This is a genomic window from Leisingera caerulea DSM 24564, assembly GCF_000473325.1.
Classification (GTDB): domain Bacteria; phylum Pseudomonadota; class Alphaproteobacteria; order Rhodobacterales; family Rhodobacteraceae; genus Leisingera; species Leisingera caerulea.
In genome coordinates, this window is sequence record NZ_KI421513.1 from 1,922,519 (window position 1) to 1,935,244 (window position 12,726).

Genomic DNA, 12,726 nt, shown 5'->3' on the forward strand with positions numbered 1-12,726 from the left:
CTGCCGGAGTAATGCAAAAGGGCGCCGCAGCGGGCGCCCCTTCACCTTCAATGGAGCTTGGCTCAGGCCAGGTCTTTATAGGAAATCTCCTTGGTGTCGGCGCCTTCGCCGATCCGGCCGCGGCGCACGATCAGGCGGTTCAGCGCGTTCACATAGGCCTTGGCCGAGGCCACCACGGTATCAGTGTTGGCGCTTTCGCCCGTGGCGATATTGCCGTCTTCCTCCAGCCGGACAGAGACGGTGGCCTGCGCGTCCGTGCCCTCGGTCACCGCATGCACCTGATAGAGCTGCAGGCGGGCGGTGTTCGGATAGATCTTGCGGATCGCCTTGAAGGTCGCATCCACCGGACCGTCGCCCTCGGCGGTTTCGGTCACGTCCTTGCCGTCGATTTCCATCTCGACGGTGGATTCCGCGGGGCCGCCGGTGCCGCAGACCACTTTCATCGACACGATCTTGAGGTGATCGTTCTCCGCGTCTGTGCCGATGCGCATCAAGGCGATGAGGTCGTCGTCAAAGACCTCTTTCTTGCGGTCGGCAAGCTCTTTGAAGCGGACAAAGACGTCCTTCAGCTGGTTGTCGCCAACGTCGTAGCCAAGATGCTCCAGCTTGTCGCGCAGCGCCGCGCGGCCGGAGTGCTTGCCCAAGGGCAGCGAGGTGCCGGAGAGGCCGATGTCCTCGGGCCGCATGATCTCGAAGTTCTCGCGGTTCTTCAGCATGCCGTCCTGGTGGATGCCGGACTCATGCGCAAAGGCGTTCTTGCCGACAATCGCCTTGTTCGGCTGCACCACAAATCCGGAGACGGTCGAGACCCGGCGCGAGATATGCATGATCTTGGTGGTGTCGATACCGGTGTGCCAGGGCATAATGTCATTGCGCGTCTTCAGCGCCATCACAACTTCTTCCAGCGCAGTGTTGCCTGCCCGCTCGCCCAGCCCGTTGATGGTGCATTCGATCTGGCGCGCGCCGCCGGCGACGGCTGCCAGCGCGTTGGCGGTCGCCATCCCCAGGTCATTGTGGCAATGGGTGGCAAAGACCACCTCATCGGCACCCGGCACGGTTTCGATCAGGCGCTTGATCAGGTCGGCGCTTTCCGCGGGCGCGGTGTAGCCCACGGTGTCGGGGATGTTGATGGTGGTGGCGCCGGCCTTGATCGCGATCTCGATCACCCGGCACAGGTAATCCCACTCGGTCCGGGTCGCATCCATCGGCGACCACTGCACGTTGTCGACCAGGTTGCGGGCGTGAGTGACCGTCTCGTGGATCTTGTCGGCCATCTCGTCCATGGAGAGGTTGGGGATGGCGCGGTGCAGCGGCGAGGTGCCGATGAAGGTGTGGATGCGCGGCTGCGCGGCCTTGCGCACAGCTTCGGCGCAGCGGTCGATATCCTTGAAGTTGGCGCGCGCCAGGCCGCAAATCATCGCGTCCTTGGAGCGCTCCGCAATCTCGGACACAGCAGCAAAGTCGCCTTCGGAGGCAATCGGGAAACCGGCCTCGATGATGTCCACGCCCATCTCGTCCAGAAGCTCGGCAATCTCCAGCTTCTCGTCATGGGTCATGGTGGCGCCGGGGCTCTGCTCGCCGTCGCGCAGGGTGGTATCGAAAATCAATACACGGGATTTGTCGCCGGAAATCGGGGATGCGTTGGTCATATTGGTATCTCTTGTCTCTGTCCTAGGCCCTTCCAGGGCATTCATAGCCTTCGATGGCGCGCGTGCGGCAATCCTCTGAGCGGGCGCGCCGGAAGGGCACGCTCAGAGGCGGGCTAGGATCAGTAGGGCGCGCAGGGCGGCACCGCGGAATGCGGCGGCGGCAAAGAGGATATCTGCGCAAATGCTCATGGCACGGATTTATACAGAGGTGCAGCCGAATGGGAAGGGGGATTTTGACCTTGGGGCATGGCCCTTGCGTTTGCAGCCGCAAACCCGCGTAAAACCGTGTCCGGTATTTTCAAGACAATGTTGAAAAAAGATTATAATCTAATTATGGGCCATAGCCAGTTTCAATGCGACAGTTTGTCTGCACTGCACCTGGCCTTGGGCAGATGCAGCAGAAAGCTTCGCATTGGAGGAATTCCTGGCTCAGGCAGCCAGGATCCGGCGTCTCAGAAAAAGAGGCGCCATCGATAGGAGGAAACAGTGTCGAATAAAATTGTCCTTGGGTACGACGACAGCGAGGCGGCCAAATCTGCGCTTGCTTTTGCTGTCAGCCTTGCAAAATCGCAAGGGGCTGAACTGGTGATTGCGCATGTGCTGGAATGGTCACCCTATTCTTTTTTGACCCCGGAAGAGCTCAGCGAGCGCCACAAGCGCCGGGAGGAGGAGCTGAAGCGGGCCGAAGATGCGCTGCTGGCACCGGTGCGGAAAAACCTGGAAGGCAGCGGTGTCAACGTCACCACCGAGCTGAGGTACGGCCATATCGCGGAAACCCTGGTCGATGTGATCAAGGAAAGCGCCGCCGGCCACCTGATCATCGGGCGCACCGGCCATTCCGCACTGTCATCGCGGCTGTTCGGCTCCGTCGCGGGCAGCCTGGCGCAGGCCGCGCCGGTTCCGGTCACCATCGTTCCCTAAAGATAAACTCAGAGGACAGTCATGAGTAAATCAATCAAGGCGGCAGCCCTGTCTGCACCGCTGCTGCTGGCAGCAACCGCGCCGGCGATGGCACAATCCGTCGATGAGCGGGTCAACGAGCTGTTTGCCAATTCGACCGGCTGGTTCGTCAACCTGATCTTCAGCCCGTTCCCCGGCACCAGTTTCCCCTGGATCGTGGCTTGGCTGGTGGTCGCGGCCACCGTGTTCACCATCTACTTCGGCCTGATCCAGTTCCGTGCCTTCCCGCACTCGATTTCGCTGGTCAAGGGCGACTATTCCGATCCCAATGACGCGGGCGAAGTCAGCCACTTCCAGGCGCTGGCAACCGCTCTGTCGGGCACCGTCGGCCTCGGCAATATCGCCGGCGTTGCGGTGGCCGTGGGCATCGGCGGCCCCGGCGCGACCTTCTGGATGATCCTGGCCGGCCTGATGGGCATGGCCTCCAAGTTCACCGAGTGCACGCTGGGCGTCAAATACCGTAACGAGTTCCCGGACGGCCACGTCTCGGGCGGCCCGATGTATTACATGACCAAGGGCTTTGCCGAACGCGGCCTGCCGATGGGCAAGGTCCTGGCGGTGATGTTCTCGATCTTCTGTATCCTGGGCGCCTTGGGCGGCGGCAACATGTTCCAGGCCAACCAGGCGCATGCGCAGATCTCCGGCGTTATCGGCGAATACCCCGGCTGGATCACCGGCGTGGTGTTTGCGGGCGTTGTGTTTGCCGTGATCGTCGGCGGCCTGAAATCCATTGCACGGGTGACCGAGAAGGTGGTTCCCTTCATGGGGGTCATGTACGTTTTAACCGCGCTGGTCATCCTGGCGATGAACGCGGACCAGATCGGCTGGGCCTTCGGCCAGATCTTCGACGGTGCCTTCACGGGCCTCGGCGTCGCCGGCGGCATGGTCGGCGCCCTGATCCAGGGCTTCAAGCGGGCGGCCTTCTCGAACGAGGCGGGCGTCGGCTCGGCAGCCATCGCCCACTCCGCCGTGCGCACCAAGGAGCCGATCACCGAAGGCTTCGTGTCGCTGCTGGAGCCGTTCATCGACACCGTGGTGATCTGCACCATGACCGCGCTGGTGATCATCATCACCGGCCAGCTGGTCCAGGACCCGAACACCGGCCTCTATCTGCTGGATGAGGGCGCAGCCACAATCCAGACCGTTGACGGCAACAAGGGTGTGGCGCTGACTTCGGCCGCCTTCTCCTCCGCCTTCGGCTGGTTCCAGTACGTGCTGGCCATCGCGGTGATCCTGTTCGCCTTCTCCACCATGATCAGCTGGTCCTACTACGGCCTCAAGGCCTGGACCTTCCTGTTCGGCGAAGGTGAAACCAAGGAACTGGTGTTCAAGGTGATCTTCTGCATCTTCGTGGTGATCGGCGCAGCCGCCAACCTCGGCCCGGTGATCGACTTCTCCGACGCGGCAATCTTTGCCATGGCGGTGGTCAACATCATCGCGCTCTACTTCCTGATGCCGATCGTCAAGAAAGAGCTGAACAGCTACTTGTCGCGCCTGAAAACCGGCGAGATCAAAAAGTACGTCTGACCGGCTCCGGCCGTCATCACGGATGACTTGAAAACCAAGCCTCTCCGGTCCGCCGGGGAGGCTTTTTCTTTCGCCAGACCCTAAACGCTCTCTGCAACAATTTGGCGCAGGCCGGCAATCTGGCCGGGCAGGTCCCCGGCGCTGGACTGGCAAAAGCCGACAAGCAGCCCCTGGGACTGGCCGCCGGGGTCCAGCGGCGACAAGGGCTGGACGCCATATCCTGCATCCGCTGCGCGGCGGCAGGTTTGGAAATCTGCAAGCCCGCCCGCCAGATGATAGCAAATCTGCATCCCAGCATTGTGGCGTGTGAAATACCCGAGCGGTTCGGGCCATGCTGCCAGCGCATCTGCCGCCGCGGCATAGCGTTCGGCATAAAGCCTGCGGGCGCGGCGGATGTGGCGGTCGTACTGGCCGGAGGCCATGAATTCGGCCAAGGGCCGCTGCGCGGTGATTGCGGCGCCTGCGCTGGGCTGGATGAACCCGGCCCGGAACCGCGGCACCAGCGCCGGCGGCAGGATCGCATAGCCCAGCCGCAGCGCGTGCGAGAATGTCTTGGAGAAGGTGCCGACATAGATACAGCGCCCCTCCCGGTCCAGCGCCGCCATCGCGGGCACCGGCTGGCCGGCATAGCGGAACTCGCTGTCGAAATCGTCCTCGATGATCCAGCCGTCCCGCTCCCCGGCCGCCTGCAGAAACGCCTGCCGCTGCGGCACCGGCAGGGTGCCGCCCAGCGGGAACTGATGCGACGGCGTCAGCAGCGTGACCTTGGCCATCCGCCGCGGCACCTCCGCGCCGCGCTCCCCGGCCCGCAGCCAGCGCACCGGCCAGCCGCGCACCTTGGCAAAGCGCTGCGTCGGGATAAATCCGGGCGCCTCCAGCGCGATATCCTCGCCCTCGACCAGGAAATCCATCGTCAGCTCCAGCGCCTCGCGCGCGCCGCTGGTCACCAGCACCTGATCCGCGCTGCACTCGATCCCGCGCCAGCGCGCGGCATAGGCGGCAATCTCGCGCCGCAGCTCCGGATCGCCAAAGGAATCCTCCTGATGGCTCAGGCTCAGCGGGTCCATCCGTGCCACACGTGAAACACAGCGCGCCCAGGACCGGGCCGGAAACACATCAGGGTCCGGCGCGCCGGGCTGCAGCATTCCCGGCGCCGGCGGGACAGCCGCAGGCTGGGGCCGCGGCGGTGCCTCCGGCGGCCGGATCGGCGCAACGTCGCAGACAAAGATCCCCGCACCCTGCCGCGCCTCGGCAAAGCCTTCGGCCACCAGCTGCTCATAGGCCGTCACCACGGTGGAGCGCGCCACCCCCAGATCCTGCGCCAGCGCCCGGGTTGAGGGCAGCCGGGTGCCGATTGCCAGGCTGCCGTCGCTGATCTGGCGGCGCAGCGCGCCCACGATTTGCAGATAGATGGGCTCGGCGCTGCCCTTGGACAGCATGCCGGAAAGGTCAATCATACTGGACTGCTCATTTTGCCGGAAAGTGGAAGTTAATTGCAGTCCAGTTTGCGCATAGCACTCACCCTGACACAACAGGAATTCACGAGGTCCGCCAATGCGCCAGCCCGAAACCGAAACCGCCCTGAAAACAGAGCGCAGCCGCCTGCGCCGCGCCCATGAACGCGGGCTCTATGACCGCGAGACCGTGTATCAGGTGCTCGACGCCATGCCGCTGGGCCATATCGGCTATCAGATCAATGGCGCCCCATCGGTGCTGCCGACGCTGCAATGGCGCGAGGGCGATCACGTCTATTGGCACGGCTCCTCCGCCAGCCGGGCGATCCGTGCGATGGAGGGGGCGGAGGTCTGCCTGACCGTCACCTGCATGGACGGCTACGTTCTGGCCCGTTCGGCCTTTCACCACTCGGTCAACTTCCGCTCCGCGATGCTGTTCGGGGTGGCGGAGAAGGTCACGGATGAGGATGCCAAGGCGGCCAGCCTCAAGGCGATGGTCGACCACATTTTCCCCGGCCGCTGGGACGCCCTGCGCCCGATGACCGCGCAGGAGCTGAAGGCCACCGCCCTGATGCGGATGCCGATTGAAGAAGGCGCGGCCAAGATCCGCACCGGTGCGCCCAAGGATGACGAGGAGGATTACGCCCTGCCGATCTGGGCGGGCGTGGTGCCGATGGCGATGGAGCTGAAGCCGCCGCAGCCGGATCCTGCCAACCTTGAGGGCGTGGCGATGCCGGACCACCTGAGCCGCATCCGCATCGGCTGAAACAAAAAAGGCGCGCCGCCCTGGCGCGCCCTTTGATCATTCCGGCTTACTCGGTCTGCCCTGTGTCCCCGGCCTCGCTGCGGACCAGCGCGCCGTTTTCCCAGGTGCCGTCCGCTTGCTGGCCGCTGGCGTATTTCATCGTGCCCGGTCCCTGGCGCTTGCCGTTAACAAAGCTGCCTTCGTAGACGTCGCCATTGGCATAGGTCGCCACGCCCCGGCCGAAGATCTTGCCTTCCTGCCACTCGCCTTCGTAGGTGAAGCCGTCGGGCATCACGATTTTGCCTTGCCCGTGCCGCTGGCTGTTGGCGAACTGACCGGTATAGACCGACCCGTCCGCATAGGTGACCGTCGCCTCCCCGTGGCGCTGCCCGTCCTGCCAGCCGCCTTCATAGCGGTAGCCGTCGGCATAGGTCATCACCCCCTGGCCGTGGTTTTTGGCATTCTTGAAGCCGCCGGTATAGGTGATGCCATTGGGGTAGGTGGCGGTGCCTTCGCCCTCAATGACGCCGGCCACCCAACCGCCCTCATAGGTGGAGCCGTCGGGATAGGTGATCTTGCCCTGGCCCTCGGCCAGATCATCGCGGAAATCGCCCTCATAGACCGATCCGTCGGGATAGACCGCTTTGCCCTTGCCTTCGATCTGCCCCTTCACCCATGCGCCGGTGTAGCTGTAGCCGTCCTTCTCGGTGAAGGTGCCGGTGCCGTGGCGCTGGTCGTTCAGGAAGTCGCCGGTGTAGACATCGCCATTGGCATAGGTCTGCGTACCGGTGCCGTGGCGGCGGCCCTTTTGCAGCTCGCCTTCATAGATGTCGCCGTTGGGCTGCACCAGGCGGCCGGTGCCATGCATCTGGCTGGACATCCATTCGCCTTCGTAGACCAGCCCGTCCGAGGTCTCCAGCCGGCCTTGCCCCTGCAGTTGGCCATCCGCCACGCTGCCCTCATAGACGGTGCCCTCGGCATAGGTGATTTTGGCCTGGCCTTGCTGGCGCCCCTCGGCCCAGTCGCCGTCGTAGGTATAGCCGTCGGGCGATTGCATCACGCCTTTGCCGTGCCGCTTGCCATTGGCAAAACTGCCCTGGTAGCGCACGCCGCTGGCGTAGGCCGACACTCCGTCGCCATGGATCTGGCCGTCCTGCCATTCCCCCTCGTAGGTGCTGCCATCGGCGCGGGTCAGCTTGCCCAGCCCGTGCGGCTTGCCCTGCGCGAACTCGCCCTCATAGATTGAGCCGTCCGGGAACCGCGCCACGCCCTGGCCGCGGACCTCTCCATCGACCCACTCGCCGGTGTATTCGTAACCGTTCGGCAGCTTGTAGGTGCCGGTGCCATGCTGCAGCCCGTTGCGGAAGGTGCCCTCATAGACGCCGCCGATCTCATCCTGCGTGGTGATGATTTCCCCCTCCTGGGCCCAGGCCGGGGCGGCCAGTGCCAGGATCGTGGAAAACGCGATTGCGGTGCCGAAACGGGTCATTCAAAACCTCTGCCTGCCCAGAAATTACGGTGCTGCTGCCATATTGGGTTGCTCGCCCGGAAACTAAGCTACCGCACGCGGGGCCGCAATGTCTTTTCCCTGGTCGCAAGCCCTTGCTCTTTTCCTTGGCCGTCAATCTGGTAAATGGCTGGGGAAGGATTTTTGCAAAGGGCCGATGCAGCATGGCAGACCGTTTCCGCGTGACACTGGCGCAGCTGAACCCCACTGTGGGCGATCTGGCGGGCAACGCCGCCAAGGCCCGCGCCGCCTGGGAGGAGGGCCGCAAGGCCGGCGCCGATCTGGTGGCGCTGCCGGAAATGTTCATCACCGGCTACAACACCCAGGACCTGGTGATGAAGCCGGTGTTCCACCAGGCCGCCATTGCCGAGGTGGAGAAACTGGCGGCGGATTGCGCCGATGGTCCGGCGCTGGCGATCGGCGGGCCGTGGGTCGAGGGCGGCCGGCTTTACAACGCCTATCTGATCCTGAAAGGCGGCAAGATCGCCTCGCGCAGCCTCAAGCACCACCTGCCGAACGAGACCGTCTTTGACGAGGTCCGCATCTTCGAGGCCGGGCCGCTGGGCGGCCCCTATGCCGTCGGCAACACCCGCATCGGCTCCCCCATCTGCGAAGACGGCTGGCACGAGGATGTGGCTGAAACCCTGGCCGAAACCGGTGCCGAGTTCCTGCTGATCCCCAACGGTTCGCCCTATTTCCGCAACAAGATGGAAGTGCGCTTCAACATGATGGTGGCGCGCGCGGTCGAAACCCATCTGCCGGTGATCTACCTGAACATGGTGGGCGGCCAGGACGATCAGGTGTTTGACGGCGGTTCCTTCGCCTTGAACCCGGGCGGCGCGCTGGCGGTGCAGATGCCGCTGTTTGACGAATGCATCACCCAGCTCGACCTCATCCGCACTGAGGAAGGCTGGCGCGTGGAAGAGGGCGAAAAGGCGCATCTGCCGGACGAATGGGAGCAGGACTACCGGGTGATGGTGGAATCCTTGCGCGACTACATGGGTAAAACCGGCTTCAAGAAGGTGCTTCTGGGCCTGTCCGGCGGTGTCGACTCGGCGATTGTCGCGGCCATTGCGGTGGATGCGCTGGGGGCTGAAAACGTCCGTTGCGTGATGCTGCCGTCCGAGTACACCAGCCGGGAATCGCTCGACGATGCCGAAGCCGTCGCCAAGGCGCTGGGCGTCCACTATGACTATGTTCCGATCAGCGAGGCGCGGGCTGCAATCACCAGCACGCTGGCGCCGCTGTTCGCCGGCCGCGATGAAGATATCACCGAGGAAAACATCCAGTCCCGCCTGCGCGGCCTGCTGCTGATGGCCATGTCCAACAAGTTCGGCGAGATGCTCCTGACCACCGGCAACAAATCCGAAGTGGCCGTGGGCTATGCCACCATCTATGGCGACATGAATGGCGGCTACAACCCGATCAAGGACCTCTACAAAACCCGCGTGTTTGAAACCTGCCGCTGGCGCAACGCCAACCACCGCCCCTGGATGAAGGGCCCGGAGGGCGAGGTGATCCGCCCCAATGTGATCGACAAGCCGCCCTCGGCGGAACTGCGCGATGATCAGAAAGACAGCGACAGCCTGCCGGACTACCCCGAACTGGATGCGATCCTCGAAATCCTGGTTGATCTGGAAGGCTCAATCGCAGATTGCGTCGCGGCGGGCTTTTCCCGGGACGTGGCCAAACGGGTTGAACACCTGCTTTATATCAGCGAATACAAACGCTTCCAGTCCGCGCCTGGCGCCCGGCTGACGCCGCGGTCGTTCTGGCTGGACCGCCGCTACCCGATTGTGAACCGCTGGCGCGACCCGACCTGAGGCGCGCGTTAACCCCTTGAAAGCGCGGGTCTTTTTCGCGCTTTCCTTGACTCCTTCAGGCCCTTGCCGGTGGCGGTAACGTCCTGATATGCGGCGAAAAAATCACAATGGCGCAAAGCGGCGCAGGGCGCGTCGCCTGTGCGCTGGACCGGCGATTCCGCAGCGGGCATAGAGGCCTCATGCCTGGACCGCGACTGCCTCATTTCCAATCCAATCTGGCCCTGCCCAAGGCCGTCGATGCCGTCGTGATCGGCGGCGGCATCATTGGCGCTGCCACCGCGCTGGAGCTGGCTGAGCGCGGCCACTCCGTGCTTTTGTGCGAAAAGGGGCAGATCGCGGGTGAGCAAAGCTCGCGCAACTGGGGATGGGTGCGGATTTCCTGCCGCGACCCGCGGGAACTCCCGCTGATGGCGGAATCGCTGCTGCTTTGGGCGGGGCTGGCGGCGCGCACCGGGCAGGAGACCGGGTTCACCCGTTCCGGCATCCTCTACACCGCGGAAACCGCCAAGCGCGAGGCGCAGCTGGAGCGCTGGCTGCGCAACCTCGACGGCTGGGGGCAGGGCGCCCGCATGGTGCGCGGTCAGCAGCTGGCACAGCTGATGCCCGGCCATCAGACCAAAGCCTGCGGCGGGCTGCTGACGCCGATGGACGGGCGGGCCGAGCCGCAGCTGGCCACCCACGCAATCGCCACCGCAGCCCAGGCCGCGGGTGCCAAGATCATGACGGAATGCGCCGTGCGCAGCGTCGAAACCTCGGCTGGCCGCATCAGCGGCGTGATGACGGAACGCGGCCGCGTCGCCTGTTCGGCGGTGGTGGTGGCAGGCGGCGCCTGGTCGCGGCTGTTTCTGGGCAATGCGGGTATCAGCCTGCCGCAATTGAAGGTCCTCAACTCGGTCCTGCGCACCTCGCCGGTGCAGGGCGGGCCGGAGACCGCGGTGCGCACCGGCAACCTGGGCCTGCGCAAGCGTGCCGACGGCGGCTACACCGTCTCGGACGCGCTGGAGAACATCGTCGATATCGTGCCTGACAGCTTCCGCCTGGGCTGGAAGTTCCTGCCCAGCCTGCGGCACGAATGGCGCGCGCTGCAGTTCCGCGTCACCAGCCGCTGGCGCGAGGAGGCGGCCCAGGCCCGCCGCTGGCAGCCGCAGCAGACCACCCCGTTCGAGCTGTGCCGGGTGCTGGATCCGGCCCCGTCGCAGAAGGCGCTGAAAAGCGGCTGGGCGGCAGCGCAAAAGGCCTTTCCGGTGCTGCAGGGCGCCGATGTGGTGCAAAGCTGGGGCGGGCTGATCGACGTGACCCCGGACGCGATCCCGGTAATCTCGCAGGCCGACCGCCTGCCCGGCCTGTTCATCGCCACCGGGTTTTCCGGCCACGGCTTTGGCATCGGCCCGGCCGCGGGCAAACTGGCCGCCGATCTGGTGACCGGCGACACCCCCGTTGTGGACCCGCACGACTTCCGCCTGTCGCGCTTTACCGACGGCAGCAAATACGGGCCGCAAAGCGGCTATTGAACGTGCCCTCTCAGCCCATCAGCTGATAGCTTACGGGCACATAGCGGAAGCCGTCGCCGCGCGTCTCGACAAAGCCCGCAGCCGGGAACGGCATGTGATAGCCGACCATTGGCACCTTGTCCGCTGCCAGCATCGCCAGCACCCGGCGGCGCGCGGCGCTGGCGGCCTCTGCATCCACATCGAAGCTGAACGCCCAATCGGGGCGGGCAAAGCTCCAGACATAATGGTTGGCCAGATCCGCCGTCAGCAGCAGCTGCCGCCCGCCGCTCTCCAGCATGTAGCACATATGCCCAGGCGTGTGGCCAAAGCTGGCCATTGCGGTGATCCCCGGCGCCACACTGGCCCCGTCATCAATGAAATCGGTCTTCTCCGCCAGCGGCGTCACATTCTTGGCCACCAGGTCGCCGACCCGGTCGCCAGCTTCCCTTTTGGACCAGAAATTGTATTCCTCGGCGCCCGTCACGTATCGGGCATTGGGAAACGTCGGCGCGCCGTCTGTCATCAGCCCGCCGATATGGTCGGGGTGCATGTGGGTGATCACCACAAGATTGATCTGATCCGGCGTCACCCCGGCCGCGGCCAGCGCCTTGGCAATGCCGCCATTGCCCAGCCCGGTGTCAAACAGCACCAGTTCCCCTCCGGTATCCACCAGAGTGGGTGTGAAATAGAACTGCAGGGTCGCGTCGGAAATGAAATTCTCGGCTGAAACCCGCGCAAACTCCGCATCGCTGGCCGCTGCCCCGAACATCGGTTTCGGCCCCTCCCGCTGCGCTGACGCATCCAGAAGGGTGGTGACCGGCATCTCTGCCAGTTTGAACGAATGGGCAACCGGCGCTTCGGCACGGCCGCCATGGGCACCGGCCAGCAGGGGCGCGGCAGCCCCGGCAAGGGGCAGGGCGGCAGCACCGGCCAAGGCGGCGCGGCGGGACAGGGAAACAGTCATGGCATAACCTCCGGTGGAGTTGGACTGGCCATACCCTAGCGCTCCGGCGGCAGCGGGCTGTAAACAATCCCGTGATGCGGGTTAGGATGCGGTCAGGAGGCCCCGTCATGACCCAGAACAAAACCGTCCCGACCGGGGCGAGCGTTGAGGCATTTCTCGCCAGCGTCGAACCGGCCCGCAAGGCGGCGGAGGCGCAGCAGCTGGATGCGCTGTTCCGCCGGGTGAGCGGGTTTGAACCGCGTCTGTGGGGCCCGTCGATCATCGGCTATGGCCGCTACCATTACCGATATGCCTCGGGGCGCGAGGGCGATTTCCTCGCCACCGGCTTCTCGCCGCGGAAAGCACGCCACTCGATCTACATCATGCCGGGCTATCAGGATTACGGCACCATCCTCTCCCGCCTGGGCAAGCACAAGCTTGGCAAAAGCTGCCTCTATGTGAACAAGCTCGCCGATATCGACCTGGAGGTCCTGGCCGAACTGATCCGCGCAGGGTTGAAAGATTTGAACGCAATCTGGCCGGTGCAGCCTGAGTGACTGCCGGGCTTTCATCTTTCCCCAAATACTCGCGCCGCAGGCACGCGCCGGAGGCGCGTTAACACCTGTGA

The 12,726-nt window shown here is 64.6% G+C and carries 10 protein-coding genes; 6 read left to right on the forward strand and 4 right to left on the reverse strand.

Going from position 1 to position 12,726, the window contains the following annotated elements; genetic code table 11:
* Positions 1-62: 62 nt before the first annotated feature.
* Positions 63-1,649, reverse strand: coding sequence for a 2-isopropylmalate synthase (locus tag CAER_RS0116575; protein WP_027236419.1), 1,587 nt, complete (start codon positions 1,647-1,649; stop codon positions 63-65).
* Positions 1,650-2,135: 486 nt separating this feature from the next.
* Here CAER_RS0116575 and CAER_RS0116580 point away from each other — a divergent pair, with 486 nt between their 5' ends.
* Together CAER_RS0116580 and CAER_RS0116585 are read left to right on the forward strand one after the other, a co-directional pair.
* On the forward strand, positions 2,136-2,570 hold the full coding sequence (locus CAER_RS0116580; protein ID WP_027236420.1) for a universal stress protein: 435 nt from the start codon (positions 2,136-2,138) through the stop codon (positions 2,568-2,570).
* Positions 2,571-2,591: 21 nt separating this feature from the next.
* On the forward strand, positions 2,592-4,136 hold the full coding sequence (locus CAER_RS0116585) for an alanine/glycine:cation symporter family protein (protein ID WP_027236421.1): 1,545 nt from the start codon (positions 2,592-2,594) through the stop codon (positions 4,134-4,136).
* An 80-nt stretch (positions 4,137-4,216) separates the two neighbouring features.
* Here the strand turns inward: CAER_RS0116585 and pdxR are convergent, their stop codons facing one another.
* Entirely contained in the window at positions 4,217-5,593 is a 1,377-nt protein-coding gene (pdxR, locus tag CAER_RS0116590) for a MocR-like pyridoxine biosynthesis transcription factor PdxR (protein WP_036797366.1), read from the reverse strand.
* Between the two features lie 97 nt (positions 5,594-5,690).
* Here pdxR and CAER_RS0116595 point away from each other — a divergent pair, with 97 nt between their 5' ends.
* Positions 5,691-6,356 carry a pyridoxamine 5'-phosphate oxidase family protein gene (locus tag CAER_RS0116595; protein WP_027236423.1) on the forward strand — a complete coding sequence of 222 codons (666 nt, stop codon included), beginning with the start codon at positions 5,691-5,693 and terminating at the stop codon, positions 6,354-6,356.
* 46 nt (positions 6,357-6,402) lie between these two features.
* Here CAER_RS0116595 and CAER_RS0116600 read toward each other — a convergent pair whose 3' ends face one another.
* The gene (locus tag CAER_RS0116600; RefSeq protein WP_027236424.1) at positions 6,403-7,824 is read right to left on the reverse strand and encodes an MORN repeat-containing protein; all 1,422 of its coding nucleotides are present in this window, start codon (positions 7,822-7,824) and stop codon (positions 6,403-6,405) included.
* Between the two features lie 182 nt (positions 7,825-8,006).
* Between CAER_RS0116600 and CAER_RS0116605 the strand changes: the two genes are divergently transcribed.
* Positions 8,007-9,665: an NAD+ synthase gene (locus tag CAER_RS0116605; protein WP_027236425.1), complete on the forward strand. Its 1,659-nt coding sequence runs from the start codon at positions 8,007-8,009 to the stop codon at positions 9,663-9,665.
* A 179-nt stretch (positions 9,666-9,844) separates the two neighbouring features.
* Positions 9,845-11,176: an NAD(P)/FAD-dependent oxidoreductase gene (locus tag CAER_RS0116610; protein WP_027236426.1), complete on the forward strand. Its 1,332-nt coding sequence runs from the start codon at positions 9,845-9,847 to the stop codon at positions 11,174-11,176.
* 10 nt (positions 11,177-11,186) lie between these two features.
* On the opposite strand, the gene CAER_RS0116615 is transcribed toward CAER_RS0116610, so the two are convergent.
* Positions 11,187-12,119: an MBL fold metallo-hydrolase gene (locus CAER_RS0116615; RefSeq protein WP_027236427.1), complete on the reverse strand. Its 933-nt coding sequence runs from the start codon at positions 12,117-12,119 to the stop codon at positions 11,187-11,189.
* A gap of 107 nt (positions 12,120-12,226) precedes the next feature.
* Between CAER_RS0116615 and CAER_RS0116620 the strand changes: the two genes are divergently transcribed.
* Entirely contained in the window at positions 12,227-12,655 is a 429-nt protein-coding gene (locus CAER_RS0116620) for a DUF1801 domain-containing protein (protein WP_027236428.1), read from the forward strand.
* Positions 12,656-12,726 lie beyond the last annotated feature (71 nt).

Coding starts and splice junctions, on each gene's coding strand:
- CAER_RS0116600 (WP_027236424.1), bottom strand. CDS start 7,824: ATGACCCGTTTCGGCACCGCAATCGCGTTTTCCACGATCCTGGCACTG.
- CAER_RS0116620 (WP_027236428.1), top strand. CDS start 12,227: ATGACCCAGAACAAAACCGTCCCGACCGGGGCGAGCGTTGAGGCATTT.
- CAER_RS0116610 (WP_027236426.1), top strand. CDS start 9,845: ATGCCTGGACCGCGACTGCCTCATTTCCAATCCAATCTGGCCCTGCCC.
- pdxR (WP_036797366.1), bottom strand. CDS start 5,593: ATGATTGACCTTTCCGGCATGCTGTCCAAGGGCAGCGCCGAGCCCATC.
- CAER_RS0116585 (WP_027236421.1), top strand. CDS start 2,592: ATGAGTAAATCAATCAAGGCGGCAGCCCTGTCTGCACCGCTGCTGCTG.
- CAER_RS0116615 (WP_027236427.1), bottom strand. CDS start 12,119: ATGACTGTTTCCCTGTCCCGCCGCGCCGCCTTGGCCGGTGCTGCCGCC.
- CAER_RS0116595 (WP_027236423.1), top strand. CDS start 5,691: ATGCGCCAGCCCGAAACCGAAACCGCCCTGAAAACAGAGCGCAGCCGC.
- CAER_RS0116605 (WP_027236425.1), top strand. CDS start 8,007: ATGGCAGACCGTTTCCGCGTGACACTGGCGCAGCTGAACCCCACTGTG.
- CAER_RS0116575 (WP_027236419.1), bottom strand. CDS start 1,649: ATGACCAACGCATCCCCGATTTCCGGCGACAAATCCCGTGTATTGATT.